This is a genomic window from Caballeronia sp. SL1002 (genome assembly GCF_057814995.1).
The window spans coordinates 56,798-71,576 of record NZ_JBYMUW010000006.1 but is presented as its reverse complement, the minus strand read 5'-3'; the positions used below and the strand labels follow the sequence as shown (position 1 = coordinate 71,576).

17 protein-coding genes are annotated in these 14,779 nt (G+C 55.4%); 4 read left to right on the top strand and 13 right to left on the bottom strand.

Annotation, left to right across the window (positions count from 1 at the left end; translation table 11 throughout):
• The first annotated feature begins 181 nt into the window (after window positions 1-181).
• The gene (locus AC3D25_RS30525; RefSeq protein ID WP_488892260.1) at window positions 182-1,279 is read left to right on the top strand and encodes a CBS domain-containing anti-phage protein; all 1,098 of its coding nucleotides are present in this window, start codon (window positions 182-184) and stop codon (window positions 1,277-1,279) included.
• 192 nt (window positions 1,280-1,471) lie between these two features.
• Here the strand turns inward: AC3D25_RS30525 and AC3D25_RS30520 are convergent, their stop codons facing one another.
• Both AC3D25_RS30520 and AC3D25_RS30515 read right to left on the bottom strand, forming a co-directional pair.
• Window positions 1,472-1,660: a hypothetical protein gene (locus AC3D25_RS30520; RefSeq protein ID WP_488892259.1), complete on the bottom strand. Its 189-nt coding sequence runs from the start codon at window positions 1,658-1,660 to the stop codon at window positions 1,472-1,474.
• A 216-nt stretch (window positions 1,661-1,876) separates the two neighbouring features.
• On the bottom strand, window positions 1,877-2,338 hold the full coding sequence (locus AC3D25_RS30515) for a hypothetical protein (protein ID WP_488892258.1): 462 nt from the start codon (window positions 2,336-2,338) through the stop codon (window positions 1,877-1,879).
• 489 nt (window positions 2,339-2,827) lie between these two features.
• Here AC3D25_RS30515 and AC3D25_RS30510 point away from each other — a divergent pair, with 489 nt between their 5' ends.
• Window positions 2,828-4,573 (top strand): AIPR family protein, encoded by a 1,746-nt coding sequence (locus AC3D25_RS30510; RefSeq protein ID WP_488892257.1) that lies wholly within the window; start codon window positions 2,828-2,830, stop codon window positions 4,571-4,573.
• Between the two features lie 37 nt (window positions 4,574-4,610).
• Here AC3D25_RS30510 and AC3D25_RS30505 read toward each other — a convergent pair whose 3' ends face one another.
• From AC3D25_RS30505 to AC3D25_RS30475, 7 genes are all read right to left on the bottom strand, one after another.
• Window positions 4,611-5,555: a tyrosine-type recombinase/integrase gene (locus AC3D25_RS30505; protein ID WP_488892256.1), complete on the bottom strand. Its 945-nt coding sequence runs from the start codon at window positions 5,553-5,555 to the stop codon at window positions 4,611-4,613.
• 17 nt (window positions 5,556-5,572) lie between these two features.
• Window positions 5,573-6,271: a nucleoside 2-deoxyribosyltransferase gene (locus tag AC3D25_RS30500; RefSeq protein WP_488892255.1), complete on the bottom strand. Its 699-nt coding sequence runs from the start codon at window positions 6,269-6,271 to the stop codon at window positions 5,573-5,575.
• 158 nt (window positions 6,272-6,429) lie between these two features.
• Complete coding sequence (locus tag AC3D25_RS30495) at window positions 6,430-6,654, bottom strand: DUF3717 domain-containing protein (protein WP_488892254.1); 225 nt, start codon at window positions 6,652-6,654, stop codon at window positions 6,430-6,432.
• Window positions 6,651-6,797 carry a hypothetical protein gene (locus tag AC3D25_RS30490; RefSeq protein ID WP_488892253.1) on the bottom strand — a complete coding sequence of 49 codons (147 nt, stop codon included), beginning with the start codon at window positions 6,795-6,797 and terminating at the stop codon, window positions 6,651-6,653. The genes AC3D25_RS30495 and AC3D25_RS30490 overlap by 4 nt, the downstream gene beginning before the upstream one ends.
• Window positions 6,798-6,968: 171 nt before the next feature.
• A complete protein-coding gene (locus tag AC3D25_RS30485; protein ID WP_488892252.1) occupies window positions 6,969-7,484 on the bottom strand; it encodes an RES family NAD+ phosphorylase in 516 nt (171 codons plus the stop codon).
• Entirely contained in the window at window positions 7,481-8,125 is a 645-nt protein-coding gene (locus tag AC3D25_RS30480) for an Xre family toxin-antitoxin system antitoxin (RefSeq protein ID WP_488892251.1), read from the bottom strand. Before AC3D25_RS30480 ends, AC3D25_RS30485 begins: the two co-directional genes overlap by 4 nt.
• A gap of 436 nt (window positions 8,126-8,561) precedes the next feature.
• Window positions 8,562-8,807, bottom strand: a complete 246-nt coding sequence (locus AC3D25_RS30475) for a DUF2934 domain-containing protein (protein WP_488892250.1) — start codon at window positions 8,805-8,807, stop codon at window positions 8,562-8,564.
• Window positions 8,808-9,688: 881 nt separating this feature from the next.
• On the opposite strand from AC3D25_RS30475, the gene AC3D25_RS30470 reads away from it, so the two are divergent.
• Both AC3D25_RS30470 and AC3D25_RS30465 read left to right on the top strand, forming a co-directional pair.
• Window positions 9,689-9,907 (top strand): hypothetical protein, encoded by a 219-nt coding sequence (locus tag AC3D25_RS30470; RefSeq protein ID WP_488892249.1) that lies wholly within the window; start codon window positions 9,689-9,691, stop codon window positions 9,905-9,907.
• A gap of 153 nt (window positions 9,908-10,060) precedes the next feature.
• Complete coding sequence (locus tag AC3D25_RS30465) at window positions 10,061-10,615, top strand: Hsp20/alpha crystallin family protein (RefSeq protein WP_488892248.1); 555 nt, start codon at window positions 10,061-10,063, stop codon at window positions 10,613-10,615.
• Between the two features lie 150 nt (window positions 10,616-10,765).
• On the opposite strand, the gene AC3D25_RS30460 is transcribed toward AC3D25_RS30465, so the two are convergent.
• From AC3D25_RS30460 to AC3D25_RS30445, 4 genes are all read right to left on the bottom strand, one after another.
• Window positions 10,766-12,028: a PAS domain-containing sensor histidine kinase gene (locus tag AC3D25_RS30460; protein ID WP_488892247.1), complete on the bottom strand. Its 1,263-nt coding sequence runs from the start codon at window positions 12,026-12,028 to the stop codon at window positions 10,766-10,768.
• Window positions 12,029-12,425: 397 nt separating this feature from the next.
• Window positions 12,426-12,785: a response regulator gene (locus AC3D25_RS30455; RefSeq protein WP_488892311.1), complete on the bottom strand. Its 360-nt coding sequence runs from the start codon at window positions 12,783-12,785 to the stop codon at window positions 12,426-12,428.
• A gap of 82 nt (window positions 12,786-12,867) precedes the next feature.
• Window positions 12,868-13,248, bottom strand: coding sequence for a response regulator (locus AC3D25_RS30450; RefSeq protein WP_488892246.1), 381 nt, complete (start codon window positions 13,246-13,248; stop codon window positions 12,868-12,870).
• A gap of 14 nt (window positions 13,249-13,262) precedes the next feature.
• Window positions 13,263-14,705 (bottom strand): RAD55 family ATPase, encoded by a 1,443-nt coding sequence (locus AC3D25_RS30445; RefSeq protein WP_488892245.1) that lies wholly within the window; start codon window positions 14,703-14,705, stop codon window positions 13,263-13,265.
• Between the last annotated feature and the right edge of the window lie 74 nt (window positions 14,706-14,779).

Below are 14,779 nucleotides of genomic sequence, written 5' to 3'. Positions count from 1 at the left end.
GATCTAGCCGTCGTTTGGCGGTTCCCGGCGATAAAAGCCGTTCGTTTATTCCCGTCGAGATGTTCAGGTGTCCCTTTTCGCTTTAAAACGGTTGTATCGGATTACGTAGATCGCTGTCGAGAAAGCTACCTTTTCCGCCAATAAGTCTAAAATGAGCACCTCAGTGCTACTTGGCAGAATCATGGATATTGTCGGCTTGCAAACCAACCTAGCGCGCGTTCGTGAAGATCTGGACAACGGACAAGGCCCAGTGCCTATCTCAGTGCGAGAACTGCTCCGTTGGGGGGGAGCCGAACGGCGAGGAGCCAACGTCGTCTATGAGATTGACCAAGCGCTGCAGCGAAATGGGATTGATACCGACCCATACTTCAATCACTCAAGCCTCGATGCTGCGCTGGTGTTTCGTTTGCACCAAGAGCCTGCTGTGGAAGCGGAACCTCACGGCGCGGAAGAGATTGTCGGCGAAGCGAATGTAATCGCGGGAAATGCTGTCGTTGCGGCGGAAGGTGTCGTTGCGCCACCCTTATATCTCGGTGGCGCCATGACGGAACCCGCTTTTCGGGTGAGTCGCTTGGAGGCAGCGATCCGGCCGCCAGTTACCGTCGCTCCTGATTGCACACTGGAGGAAGCAATGACGGTCATGATGATGCGAGATTTTTCGCAGCTTCCCGTCGTTAGCGGACGAGAGTTGAAAGGCGTCGTTACGTGGTCTTCGATTGCCTGGCATCTCATGTTCGACAACCCCAAGCCGACGGCAGTGCGACAGTGCCAGAAGCAGGCCGTGGAGGTGAAGCATTCGGACTCACTGTTCGATGTAATCCGAGTGATTGCCGCAGAGTCGTATGTTTTGGTTCGCGGCATTGACAACAGCATCTCAGGCATCGTGACATCGACGGACCTGAACCTCCAATTCCAGCAATTGTCTGAGCCTTTCCTTCTGTTAGGTGAGATCGAGAATTTCATTCGCTTTCTGATCGGCGGTAAATTCACGGAAGAACAGCTTCGGGAAATCCGAAACCCAGAAGATCAAGGTCGTGAAGTTGCGTCAGTTGCCGACTTGACGCTCGGCGAGACGATCCGACTTTTACAGGAGCCTGAGCGCTGGAAAAGGGTGGGTCTACAGATTGACCGTGTCTCGTTTATCAACGAACTGGATCGAGTTCGATTGATTCGCAATGACGTAATGCACTTCGATCCTGATCCTATTTCCAAGGAGGATCATGACGCATTGCGCGCTTTCGTTCGCTTCCTGCATCAAGTGCATCGTTTGAAACACTAGGTCGGAGACTTGAGTCGTGGTGGTGGCTCCCCACATCGTCAGCGGGGTGGAGTTCACGCCAGTGGATTTATCCCGTGAATGACCGACCTACTCTCCGATGCGTCACAAGCATCGCACAACGCGAAGGTCAACAGCGGATCGACAAGCGTCGTTTCGCTGCATAGGTTTGCGGAGTGGGTGAGGCGCCTGCTATCACGATTGCCGCGAATCTTGCCGGCCGGTCGCTCGAACCTTTTGGTCAACACCTTCGTCAGGGAATTCGTCGCTTGGCCAAGCCCAAGCCTGAAAAGCCCATGCCGGTATTTCGTCACAAATCGTAAATTTGAAATCCGCAGGGTTGTCGAATATTTCAGAGAACGTTTCATCGAGAATCTGCTGCATGTAGGCGACGTGCTCGAGTCGCATCGGAGTCCAACTTCGACTCCGACTGTCTTGACCTGCCAGAACAGTTTTTGTAACGAGATCCAAGACGATCCGATGGCTCGTGTGAGGTTCGCTCGCCCACAAGGATTTCCACCGCCCAACCGCGTAACGCGCGATCATATTAAATTCTCGTAGTGGCAACTGGCTCGGCGGCTGCCGCTGAGCGAAGCGCGTTTAACGCAGCATTTGCGCGAGCGACTCGTCAACCTCGCTTGCACCTTGTCGGTCAACGAAGAATGCGACCGAACCGCCGACAACGTCATGGGAGCGAATGTGAATCGCCTTCTTTTTCCCCGTACCTATCTCCGAGACGGGGTTGCCGCGCTTTTGGAATTCGACGGCGTTAAAGTTGATCGGGTACTGCATCAGTTTCGGCCCAGTCTGAACGACGAGCGTGATGCGGTCGAGGCGAATGCCCTGCAATTCGCGCGCTATAACCCGATCAAGCAGCAGATCGAGCGTCGGCTCAAGCGGCGAATGATAGGCGAGAGCAAGGTCGTCGTCTTGCGTGAACTGAATGATTGCGGAGATAACGTGCGTCGGCGCTGTGGTGAGCACGACACGATACCGAGTAACCCGCGGCTCCCGACTCGATTCGGGATAAATGATGTCTTTGAAACTGCTTTTATAGACCATGCCATACCTCGCTGTTACGCGCCAAAGTCATTTCCGACGCACGACAAAGCTTATTGAGGGCGAGAAGAAGTCAAGTCATCGACAAGGGTGAAGACGGCGAAAGCGCCCGTGATTGAGCGCAACACCCGTGGATGGGAAAAAGTCGCTTTTAACTCAGTCGGTAAGGCCAGCAGGTATTGGCGGGTCAAAAGCAAAGCGGACAGCGCTAGCCGTCAAAAATATACGTATCGTCCGTTTTAGTATCCGCCCGCTCGGCTCATTGGGATGAAAGGGCATGGAACCGTGTGAGCCCTTGTCATACGCTGCCTTATATCGTGCGGGGGGTGCTGACGGTCTCGACAGTAGTGCCGTTACGCCGAACGGGTATGGCCTACCAGCGCTTTTTAGGCTTCCGACAGAGGCGCATCAAACCCGAATAGCCGGTCATCCGTAATGTGGATATGATTTTGCTCTACACTGAGCCGAAATTTGTTCTTGTGAGGAATTTCAATGGATTCTGTTACCCAAGCTCTCTTTAGGGATTTTGTTGAGAGCAATGCACTCACTGACCTACCCAAAGACAAACAGTTTGAGCACTTTGCTGCCTACAGTGTCGTTTCGTCACACTATACCGAGGAGTTCGATACGACCGATTTAGTTGCCGGCGACGGTCAAGACCTTAATGTTGACGCTTTCGCCGTCAAGGTCAATGGACGAGTCGCAAGCGACGCCGAATACGTCGACGATGTTCTGGCGCTAAACGGCTATCTGGATGTGGAATTCATTATTATTCAGGCGAAATCGTCGTCTAGTTTCGATGGGGCGGCCATTATCGCGCTAGGGGACAACCTCGTGAATGAGGTTTTCTCTACAAGTCAGAAACTACCTGTGAATATTGATGTTAAGCGTCTTATTCAAATAAAAGAGCGCATCCTTCAGAATGCCTCTCGGCTAAAAGATAATCCCGTGTGTCGCGTATATTACGTTTGCACGGGAAACTGGTCAGACGACGCTTACCTTGTAGAAGCTATCAAGCGAAAGCGACAGGATCTATTAGATACGAACCTGTTTTCCGAGGTTACATTTGAGCCGATTGGCGCGCGCCAGCTTCAGGCCCGTTATCGGGCAACGAAGAAAAGCATTTCGCGCGAGGTGATATTTGAAAAGCTCATTACGCTACCAACCATCGATGGGGTGAGCGCATCATATCTGGGTGTTCTCCCAGTCAATGAATTCCTAAAATTATTGACCGATGATAGCGGAGATATAATCAAGTCCGTTTTCATTGATAACGTTCGAGATTTTCAAGGCGAAAATCCTGTCAATGCAGATATCGCAAAGACCATCACTGATAAACTGTTCGATCAATTTGTCTTGCGCAACAACGGTATTACAATCGTTGCACGGAACATAAAAGTTACCTCAAATCAGTATGTTCTCGAAGACTATCAAATTGTAAATGGCTGCCAAACAAGCCACGTAATATTTTCTAACCGGCACCAAATCACCGGGGACCTCTTCGTTCCAGTCAAATTAATCCACACCGTCAGTGAAGATGTTGCCCAAAGCATAATAAAGTCGACAAACAAACAGACGAACGTAGAGGAAAACGACCTCCTCGCTCTTACACAGTTCCAAAGGGACTTGGAGGATTATTACTCGGGTATAGAAGGAGAATCGAAGCTCTATTACGAAAGAAGGGCAAAGCAATACGCGAGTGATAGCGGCATTGAAAAAGGACGGATCGTGACAATTGGCAGTCAGCTGAAGTGCTTTGCCTCTATGTTTTTGGATTCCCCCAACCAAGCCAGTCGATATCAAGGCACGTTGCTAAAAACTGTAAAAGAGCGGGTTTTCCAGTCAACGCACAAACCCGAGCCATATTTCGTATCTGCCTTGGCAGCTTATCGATTTGAGTTCGCCCTCCGCAAGCTGACGAACGAAGAGCGCAATATTCGGCCATTCAAATATTTTTTGCTCTTCGCATTCCGAGTGCGCTACGAGACTGATGAGTTCCCTGGGGCAGGCAACAAGAATAATGCTACTTATTGCAACAAACTCCGAACTTGTTTAGTCGACGCCACCATGGCTAAGGCCGCGTTCGACGAAAGCGTCCTTATTGTTCGTGAAGCACTTGAGAAGCTAGAGTTACCCGTTGCTCGTGATAGCGCTAAGTCCCGGCCTTTGATAGACGAGGTCCGGAGAATAGCAATCGCTCGGCGCCTGCTGTTTGCACCCCATGCATACGGTGGGTAGCTGCTACGTTGACTAGCGCTCCGCCGTCAGGACGCACTCACGCTGGACCGACGTTCATCGTCTCCCGCAGCCGAGTGACTGTACGATGACTCGACAATCCGAGTAGGTTGCTTACCTGTTCGTTGGTCTTGCCTGCGTTGAGATGTCGGCGGGCGTACGTGTTGCGCAGCAACCGCGGGCTCTCGTCGACGGCCAAGGTACCGGCGCTGTGAATCGCGGCGCGCACACATGCCCCGAGCGTGTCGGGCTTCATCGGTTTCCCTCCGGCGGTCGCGACAAAGAGCCAACTGGTCGCGCACTGCATCTCTTCTCTAACGCCGTGATAGGCGCGCAATACAGCCGCCGCAAAGTCGTCGATCGGAACCCTGCGAGCGATCCGCGGCCCGTGTTTCGGCACATAAATCGTGGGGCGAACCTCGTCAACGTCAAGGTCATCGAGCTGCGCGGTCCGGAGTTCGGCCGCCGTTATTCCTGACGCCAGAAAGAGCGCGACGATCGCGGCGTTTCGCAAGGCTTTGAACGACTCATACTCCGTTGATCGCAAAGAGTCCTGCAGACGCAAGTCGTCGGCCTCGGACAGATACGCGGGTATCGGCTCGTCCTCCGGCCAGCTTTCTCGCACCAGCATCTGCTCGGCGGGATTGTCCTTACGCATATCGAGCGCGATCAAATGGCGCGTGAATCGATCGATAAGCTTGAGGTAGCGCAAGCGGGTTGTGGTTCCGGTTGCCCAGTCTCGTTCCGACGTTGCGAAGAAGCCCTCCACGTGATCTGCACCGAAGGTGGCCACGGTCAACCGGTGGGCGATCAGGTAGTCGTTGAAGCGGGAAAACATCGCGCAGTGCTGGATTACGGACTGATCTGAGAACGCGCGCCGATCCGCACCTGTCGCTTCGGCGCGCTGCCATTGAAGGTACGCTTCCTCGGGAGAAGCGAGCCAAACTTCCGAACCGGTAAAACTCGATATACTGAAATCGCGCATCCCCAATCCCCACGAAGCTAACGCTTCGCCAAACCCGTCATCAAAGGGAGGGCGCTTTCCGACGCCCACGCAGCCCTTATCGCATCAAGACACTCAGCCGGCCCGCCGACGATGATCTGGGTCGAAGTCGAAATCATAACGTTGACGCTCCCGCTGAAGTCTTCGATGAGATAGCCGCCGGCGCAAAGCGAGACGTTGCCCGCCGACGGCAGCCGCGGAAACCGCTCAATCAGAGGTTCAGCGCTCGTCCGATACCCGAATACGGGCTTTCCGAGCGCGGCGGCAAAACCTATTTCGAAAGCGGTCCCGCTATCCGGTTCACCTGGGCCACGAAAATCGTTGATATTGGCCATGATGATATCCGCGGACCGAATCGCGTCGATGTTGGCGCGGTAGGTCCAACGAGCGGCTTCTTCGGGTCCGAGAGAAACGGGCACGTCTCTATCCAGCGGATACAGACCCACGAACCCGCGTTCCCGACAGAGGTGCTTTAGATGTTCGCCGTGGGTTTTGGCGTCCGTGCGAAACACGTCGAAGCCAGCCAGATAGATTCGAGGCTCGCGAGCAGCGAGTTCGATGGGCAGCGGCGAGGGCGCGAGCTTCCCTTCGCGCACGCGCTTTTTGATCCGCGCGACCTGGCGCCGTGCCGCAAGGACGCTCTTTCCAAGCCGTGCCGCCACTTCCTCAATCGAATACCCACGGTCGAGTTGCTCCAATAGTTTCGCCTGTGATTGAGTCGGCCGCCGCATGTACTTTTGAGTCCTTTTCGGTTGAGTGCCCAATCGACAGGCGAGGAACAAACTCCATTGTGCCGGGGTAATGCGTGTGTCAAGGCTAGCGGCCGCCCAACCTTCCAACGCCCGGGCGCGAGATGTTAGAGCGGCAGCTCCCCTTGCGCGAGCGCGAGGTTAATCGCTTCGTTTTGCTCCGGCGACAAGACCCGCGCGTCGACGCTTTCCGCGCCTTCGAAAATGAGCGTCCCGTACACATCTGCGAGAACACGGGCGCGAGGACAGAGCGCTGCGTCCTCGCCTGCCTGTTGCCGTGCTCGCCAATAGTTGATTGCTTCCTCGACTTGGTGGATTTCGTAGCGACTCATGTTCTTTCCTTTGGGGATCTCGCGCCTTTCTCGCCCGGCGCCTCGCGAATCAGCTTGTGCAGCTTCGCGCGGCTAAACTCAGGATCGCGCCATTTGGCATCAATTGCCATTTGCACCACTTCGTCCGAGCAGACGACGAGCATGGATATTTCTCCGATTCCGAAAAGTTGGCTGAGTTCGTTACGGAATGGGGAATCTCGGAAGCGCCTGTACATTCGCACCTTCAGTCGGATGGCCGGCACTGCCAGATGCCTTTCGGCGCTTGCCTCAGCAAGACAGCCAAAGAACTCTCGTGGCGTCTGGAAGTTGGCGCATCAGGGCGAAGTGCCGCCAGGCGCTGCGGGGGCCGGCGCGATGAACAGCCGCGGGTCGAACTTGAACGGGTGGCGCTCGATGTGGAGGGTGACGGTGGCGTACGCCGGGTGCGCGGGGTTGAGTAGCACGTTCCGCTCGCCGGGCTCAATGTAGGACGGCACCCATAGCCCCAGGCTCGCGCCCGAGGCAACCCAGGTGTTGCCGATGGTCTGGGTGGGCGTCTCGTCGTCGCGCCAGTCCGCGGGCAGGCCCAGCGTCTCGACGTCGATCAGGGAAGCGTCCGGGGGAATCTCCAACCGCATGAGCGCCTGGTTCTTGGGGTTGGCGCCGTTGGCGTGCACGCGCTTTTCGAGCTGGCACAGTGCCCGGCTCGAGCCGCAGTAGACGACCTGGTTGGGCCCCTTGGTGTGCCAGCGGCCGTTGCCCTGCGTCGAGCCATAGCCCAGACTCATGAGCAGGACGTTGAGCGCCGGTGCCGGCGTGTCGCAGTAGCCGATGCGGTAGACCGTGATCAAACGACGCCACCGTACTTGACGGCGTTGAGGATGTCCTTGACGCGTTCGGCGCCAAAGCCGGACTTGGCGCAGTCCAGCGGCGTCTCCCCGTCGAGCATCGGGTGTGGCTGGCGCAGCCACGCAGCCGCTTCTTCATCAGTCTCAAAGGTGTCGCGAGCCATCGCGTCGAGCTCGAGCAGGCGAAGCATGCTCTCGGCCGCGTAGGTCGGAAGCACGTCGTCCTTGGCCACCTTGCGGTTGGCCGTGGCGCGGTCCATTCCCAGGACACCCGCGGCCGCGCCCTTGCCGATGCCCAAGTGGTCGCTCAGCGGCTCCAGGCTGCGGCTAGGGATGCCCAACTTGACGATGACGTAGGCTTGCTTGGCCGACAGGTGGTCAGGGATCGTGAAGAGCCCGACAGCAGACTTGCGGTGCACGTGCGCGTGCCGACCAAGCTTGGAGTCGATCTTGAGCGCCCTAACGACGCCCTTGACGTAATTCGGGTCGCCCTTGGCGGCAGCCTTGCCACCCGCCCGCGGCGCCGGGCCAACCTCGTTGTTCGTGATGACGAAGTTGTCGCCGAGCTCGATGTGGGCACCGCCGACCTTGGACAGGACAATCGACCAGAGGTTGTGCAGCGGGGAAGCGGCGGTCGAGGACATGAGGAGCTCCGATGTTGCGTTCATTTGCAACATCAGTTTAGCGCAATTGCATCAACTTGTCCATGAGCCGTCCGGGCGCCAGTAGGGGCTAAGGCCGCCCAATGCCCTGCTCGCGTCGACGCGCGGAGGCCGAGAGAATGCCATTCGTCGCGTTCCCGGCGACGTGCATCAAACTTACGTCCCCGCATGCAGCGCCGGCGGAGTGTTTAAATGCCCTCTACTTCTCTTTTCGTTAATTAGGGTCAGCGGTCGGAAACGAGGGTCTGACAGGCCCTACTAACCAACGCTCTTCGCTCCGCCGAGTCTTCCGATAAATTGGGGTCCGATTGATAACTTTAGTTATGTAAAGCCATGGCAGCCTAAAGCGTATGCTCGGTGACTTGTTGAGTCGCGCGCAAGTGTGCTCTTTATCGACATTGCGCAACGTCAACCGCGTTCATTTGCTGGTTGAATTGAGTGGGATCGGATTTTTATCTTGTGTCGATGCTAGCTCGTTCTCGCTAGCCAAATGCTGATGCTGCTCACGCTTATCATCTGATGCGACCGGATCCGGCGATTCGACACCAAGGATGCGCTTCGCTTGCTCCCAAAAGTCTTCCGCTCTTCCGTCTGGGCTACCTTCTTTTTCCCAAAGTTCGTATGCAAGCCGACGAATTCGCTCTTCTGTCTTTTCATCTGACATTTCGGATCACCAGAAGTTTGTGTCGAATATGCAGTGGCGGCACCTGTCGAGGTGCCGGTCCGTTTGTTGTAATGTAGTTCAAAGTCTGCGTTCTGCGTCTTACACTCGCCTCGGAACAATATTAGTGCAAGAAAGCGAAAATCGAGTAATCCATCGGACCCACCGCGGCCACTTCAGACCGGGCAGGCGTTCCCTGGAAATTGGCGCTGCAAATCGGCGGTCTCCCGGGGCGCACTCACCGGTCAACAGTGCGTTGTAAAACAACAAACTCGCGATTGCGGACTCTGTCAAATATGCCGCGTGCTTAACCGGGCGCGCTACGGCTGATTTCGCGCAGGAGCGCGTCTGTGCTCATGGGCACATGTCGGCGAAGGCTCGAAGGCCGTCGATGCGAGCATCATCTTCAGAAGCGAATGTCTCATCACTATAGGCAATTACTTTGAAACCGCCTCCTGCAGCCCGCGGAACCGTGAGCGCCCAAAGCCACCCTCCTACGTCCGCGAAGACATGCAAAGTTAAGCCCTCAGTCACATAGCGTTCTCTCAACATGGTCAATCCCCTGACACCAACACATCCTCGGGTAAATCAGGCGTGCTGCAATGCAGCATGAGAACTCTAGTGATTTCGTGATGATTTGTCGAATGCTTGCATTCGAGTTCATGCTCTTCATCGGTCGCGACGGCTTTCGTCATACTTGGCATCAATCCCGCCCAATTCGGTCGGCGCCGCGTATCGTTGGCTAGTTCAGAGCAAGGAAATTCGATCTATCACAGGGACCAGCGATGATCACCAGGCCGATTTGAACAACGAAAAGGCAGGTTCTAGGCACCATCATTGCTCGCATCAACCGCGTCAATTCGATTACCTCGTGGAGGCCAAAAATGAATCCCGAACCATCTGATCCAGTTGAGCGGGCTGATAAGCGGAAAGAAATGCTCGGCACGGGAGACGTGACTGAAAAGCCAGACGGCACGATTGAGCAAAAAGAACACGGAAGTATGGATGCGTCTCTCGTGCCAAAGGGAAAGGACCATCCGGAGCTTGGACCCTACGTGCCCGAGCACGACCACAAAGATCCCGACGTCGAGCCGGAGCATTAGCCTCTCGATCACACATAAGCGGGACCATAATCTGTCTTTCTAGGCCTTGAAATTCCGAAACAAGTTCATAGAATGTGCTCGACAGACGCACGTGGAACCTCCTCGTGCATTTCACGTTAATCATTTTTTGAGAGGTGTGAAATGAGCTTGGACTTGAGCAAATGGAACCCATTTCGTTTTCTGCGCAAAAACAAAAGCAACGGTGATGATCCTGGAAAGCAGCACGCTACGGCTGCTCACTCGGGTGAAGATTGGCCCGATGAGGGTTTTAGCCCGCCAATCTTCCACAGCCGCATCCGCACCGCAGGAGGCTTGAGAAGTGATCCCCTTATGGCCTTATCGGGCCTGCGGCAGTGGTTCGGCGATTTCAGCGCGCCATGGTTTCGGCCAAATATGGATGTCGTAGATGATGGAGAGGTGCTGCGTGTCACCGCAGAATTGCCCGGGGTAGACCGTAAAGACGTCACCGTCGCAATTGAGAATGGCGCGTTAGTCGTGCGCGGCGTGAAGAAGCAGGATGTCCGTAGAGAGGAAAACGGCTGCTACCGACTTGAACGTTCGTACGGCTCATTCGTCCGCACGATTCTCTTACCGGATGAAGTTGACTTTGACAAAATTCAAGCGAAGTTTGAAAACGGCGTGCTGACGGTCCAGATAAAGAAAAAAGCTTCTGCGCATCAGTCAGTCCGGCGGGTTGCGATTACCTAAAAACGCGGACTACGCGGGCAGGATCGGCGCTATCATTCTGCCCGCTGAACACTGACCTTGCTCACAAACCTCGGGCCGACCGCCGCCTAATAAGGGGGGCGTGAAAGCCCGGTCCAACTTGCAGGAAAGATCACATGATCGGTATTGGATTTAAACGAGCGGTAAGCGGACTGTGAAAGTCGAGCCGCGTCCCAGTCCTTCACTGTGCGCCTCTACCGAACCTCCGTGAAGCACGACGATGTGCTTAACCAGCCATAAGCCGAGACCCAGGCCACCTTTTCGTCCACTCGCTTCTGGCGCAATTTGTCGGAACCGCTCAAACACAGCTGGCAACGCGTCGCGTGTGATCCCTCGACCAGTGTCTTGGATCTTAAGGATGGCATGGGGGCCAGTTGTTGTGACCGAAAGTTCAATGAAGCCCGCCTCCGTGAACTTAACAGCGTTCGAAAGCAAGTTCCAAATAACCTGCCCGATTCGATTCTCGTCTGCCGAAATGATGCACGGCAAGATATGCGACGCCCGTAGCTCAATCTGCTTGTGTTCCGCTTGTCTGCGAATGTCTTCGCTAACGCCCAATGCTAACGCGCCGAGATCGATCGGCCTTAGGCTGACCGTTAGCTTACCGGTCGTAATTGCACCGCTATCAAGGAGGTCATCCACCATTCGTGACAATTGTCGACCGTTCCGGCGAATGGCTTCCCCTGCCCGGGTAATATGAGCGGGCTCTGCTGCAAGCTGTAATATGTCGGCCCAGGCAACAAGCGCATTTAGAGGCGATCGCAATTCATGACTGACGCTCGCGATGAACTCATCCATCGTGCGCGCGAGCATGTCACTGCGTCTCCGTGCATCTCGTTCCGCATCCGCCTCGGCGCTAAGTTGTAACTCATGCTTTTTGCGCAACGTGATGTCGAACGTGAACCCGACGATTGCCTCCATCGCTCCTTCGGCGTTGAAGCGCCCCGTCCCGCGGACTAGTATCCAGTGCTCTCCCGAGCTGGATTCATTTCTCCGCTCAAATTCAAATGATTCGTGTCTTCGGAGCGCCGCATCACGATTCGCACTAGCACTTCCGTCGCCACCGAGCAACATATCGCGTGTGACCATCTGCGGCGAAACCTGGCAAAGGTGCTTGACACATTGCTCATTGCAGGAGATTTCTCCGGTGCTCACATTGACCTCCCAAGAGCCCAAGCCGGCGATTGCTAACGCATGCTCGAAGCGCGTGAGCTGGTCGTCGAGATGTTTGCGAGCTTCTTTTACGAGGACGCGTTGCAATCTTTCGTGCGAAGTGAGCCTCGCTCTTTCGTTCCGTTCGCGCGCCTCCCAAGCCGTGCGCCCTGTGACATCTTCAAAGCGAATCGCAAAACATGATCCTTCCTTTGCTGTCGCTGGCAAGAAGGAAACATGCATTTGCCAATAGCGAAACGTCGCCTCGGAACAATCGTTGTCGCCAAGAACGTGGATCCTGATTGGCCTCGATACCTTAACCTCGCCTAGCCGCATATCCCTGACGAGTTGTTTAACGAGCGGATTTTCGCAGAGACAACGGTGCGTCGTGTCGCATGTTACGCATAGTTGCGCCACATGGTCGTTATCGAAACGAGAACGAAACGAGGCATTTCGACCAACTACGAACAGGTCAGGATCTAGTACTAGATATGGATCCGGCAAGCGCTCAAAGAGAGATGCGCAGAGTGCAGAAGTGATAAGGGGATCGTTTGGGGGTGTTGCGGCGGGAAAATCCATCACTTTGCCCCAACGCGATAGAAGGAGCATGCCGGTGGATGCGAGACCAACTTTTTGAATGTCATTGACGGATCAATCTCTCGACTGTCGCGAGGAAGTCCTGCATTCTCGCGGGTTTGCGAAGAAAGGCGTCCCACAGGGGCGAGTCGGCTTTGACGCCGTCAGGATGAGCGGAAGAGTGAACAATTATAGGTAGCGAAGTCCACTCCTGCCGCGCTCTCAGCGCTCTGCACAGCGCGACCCCGTCCATACCCGGCATCATTAGGTCGGTCACGATCAGTTGGACCGGAGCGTTCTCCAAGAAAGCCATCGCTACTCGTCCATCGCGGGCGGTCGAAACTTCGTAGCCGACATATGTCAACGCAAAACTCCATGCGTCGAGTAGTTCTGGTTCGTCATCAACAAGGAGAACTCGCGTCATTACGGAATCAGAATTGGCATCGAACACCTAGCGACCTAGGCCCGTTGGTCTATGCGCATCGGAAATGAAAGCGCGCGGTACGTTACTTTGGATCGTCACCTCGCGCAGAGTCCAAACTGAGGCGTATGGTTTCGAGCAACTGCGCTGGCGCGTAGGGCTTATGCAATACCGCTGCAAAAAGCCCTCGTTCTCCTTCGGCGAGCGCCCCGGGCGCTGCTGTGCAAAGGATTATCGACACATTAGCCAGCGCAGTGTCTCGCCGTACCGCTGTCACAAATTCCAATCCTGACATCACCGGCATCATGAGATCCGTGATGATGAGATTCGGCCGCCTCCGCTCGATGAGACTAAGCGCCGCAGCGCCGTCGCGAGCAGCGAGAACCTCGTAACCCTCTCGCTCTAACAAGAAGGTCAGGAAGTCGGTCACAAGAGACTCGTCGTCCACGACAAGTATCAAAGCCATATTACGGCCCACACCTATCGACCATCGTCAGCGTCGTCACCGCCCGCGGTTCCGAATGGCATCGTGCCCGTAACCTCGAGCCCGACTCCGACGCCCGCAATCTCAAACTCAGCTATCGAAGACTCAAAAGCGCTGTCGCGAACTTTCAACACTGTCATCGCACGACGCAGTTCCCCGTCTCGCAGGGAGTGCTTCAGGCTGATCAAATTGTCGATCTGACTGAGAACTTCCGGAGAGGGGTTGTTGAGCCAAGATCCCGAAAGCTCCTTCGTCTCCCAGGTACAAACAGTCGTCACACCGATGGCTCTGAGTTCATTGGTGAGCGCGGCGAAAAACTCGATCATGCGATGCGGGTTCACCGTCGCTCGTTCGAACCCTGCCAGACCATCGATAAAAAGGCGCTCTGCGCGAGTCTCACGTACTGCGCTGAGCAGCTCTTGCGCAAGCTTATCAAGTAAGTTTTCGGTAAGAGGGCGCCACAATATCGATAGAGCCCCGGATGTAATCATTGCGGGAATATCGATCCCGAGCGCAGCCGCCTTGGTAGCTAATCGCGTGGGTGTTTCATAAAACCCAAAATGAATCGCAGGCTTTTCAGGCGTCGCCATCCGTAGAAAGCCAAGTCCAAAAGTGGTTTTCCCACTTCCCGACGGTCCAACGACTGCCGTAACCGAACTTGTCGGCAAGCCGCCGCCCAGACGCTCGTCAAAGCCAGGAACGCCCGTTCGCAGACGCGACAGCGTTAAGTGTTCACCTTCGGATGGCGCGGCAAGCTTTGCTTCGAGCCGCGGATAAACGTCGATTCCGCGCGAGGTTATCTCGTATAGATGCACTCCGCCCAAAGCGCGCGTGCCTCGTGACTTCGCGACACAGATTTGTCTGACAGTCCTAGACCCAAAAGCGCGCTCTTCTAGCTGGATAACCCCGTCGACCATCGTGTGTTCCGGGCTTGATTCGTCAGAGTGCGCGCTCGTCAGAAAAAGCACCGTGCATCCCGTGAACGCTGCGTGACCCTGCAACTCGGCGACAAACGTCTTTACATCAAGATTACTCTGCCCGCTCTCGCGTGCATTAAGAAGTCCATCCATAACAAGGACAGTCGCGCCTTGGCGGGCTAGCTCACCGCGCAGTGCCGCAACCAGCGCCGAAAGACCCTCTTCTCGCAGGGTTCGGAAAAGGCTGATGTAGGTGATATCGACGCCCACTCGGGTCGCATCGAAAAACGCAAGCGTCGAGAGCGACTGAAACAAGCGATCGTGCGATTCGGCGAGAAGAGTGACGTAAAGGATCTTGCGCCCTTGTTGAGCTTGCGCGAACGCGATCTGATTCGCCAGAATCGTTTTCCCAGCACCGGGTCGTCCTTGCACAATGTAAGACGAACCCGCGATCAATCCTCCGCCGCAAATATCGTCGAATCCCGGCACATCGCTGCGCAGCCTTGTAGGCACATTTTCCATGTATAGGCCTGTGGATGTTTGGGACAAATACGCCTCTTGGCCCGAAATTTAGTCGCCAATTGCGATCTGGTCAG

What these genes read in the sequence shown, in the direction of transcription:
- AC3D25_RS30525 (WP_488892260.1), top strand. Translation starts at nt 182, where the DNA reads ATGGATATTGTCGGCTTGCAAACCAACCTAGCGCGCGTTCGTGAAGAT.
- AC3D25_RS30510 (WP_488892257.1), top strand. Translation starts at nt 2,828, where the DNA reads ATGGATTCTGTTACCCAAGCTCTCTTTAGGGATTTTGTTGAGAGCAAT.
- AC3D25_RS30505 (WP_488892256.1), bottom strand. Translation starts at nt 5,555, where the DNA reads ATGCGCGATTTCAGTATATCGAGTTTTACCGGTTCGGAAGTTTGGCTC.
- AC3D25_RS30520 (WP_488892259.1), bottom strand. Translation starts at nt 1,660, where the DNA reads ATGCAGCAGATTCTCGATGAAACGTTCTCTGAAATATTCGACAACCCT.
- AC3D25_RS30460 (WP_488892247.1), bottom strand. Translation starts at nt 12,028, where the DNA reads ATGCATGTTTCCTTCTTGCCAGCGACAGCAAAGGAAGGATCATGTTTT.
- AC3D25_RS30470 (WP_488892249.1), top strand. Translation starts at nt 9,689, where the DNA reads ATGAATCCCGAACCATCTGATCCAGTTGAGCGGGCTGATAAGCGGAAA.
- AC3D25_RS30450 (WP_488892246.1), bottom strand. Translation starts at nt 13,248, where the DNA reads ATGGCTTTGATACTTGTCGTGGACGACGAGTCTCTTGTGACCGACTTC.
- AC3D25_RS30475 (WP_488892250.1), bottom strand. Translation starts at nt 8,807, where the DNA reads ATGTCAGATGAAAAGACAGAAGAGCGAATTCGTCGGCTTGCATACGAA.
- AC3D25_RS30455 (WP_488892311.1), bottom strand. Translation starts at nt 12,785, where the DNA reads ATGACGCGAGTTCTCCTTGTTGATGACGAACCAGAACTACTCGACGCA.
- AC3D25_RS30445 (WP_488892245.1), bottom strand. Translation starts at nt 14,705, where the DNA reads ATGGAAAATGTGCCTACAAGGCTGCGCAGCGATGTGCCGGGATTCGAC.
- AC3D25_RS30490 (WP_488892253.1), bottom strand. Translation starts at nt 6,797, where the DNA reads ATGCTCGTCGTCTGCTCGGACGAAGTGGTGCAAATGGCAATTGATGCC.
- AC3D25_RS30480 (WP_488892251.1), bottom strand. Translation starts at nt 8,125, where the DNA reads ATGTCCTCGACCGCCGCTTCCCCGCTGCACAACCTCTGGTCGATTGTC.
- AC3D25_RS30495 (WP_488892254.1), bottom strand. Translation starts at nt 6,654, where the DNA reads ATGAGTCGCTACGAAATCCACCAAGTCGAGGAAGCAATCAACTATTGG.
- AC3D25_RS30515 (WP_488892258.1), bottom strand. Translation starts at nt 2,338, where the DNA reads ATGGTCTATAAAAGCAGTTTCAAAGACATCATTTATCCCGAATCGAGT.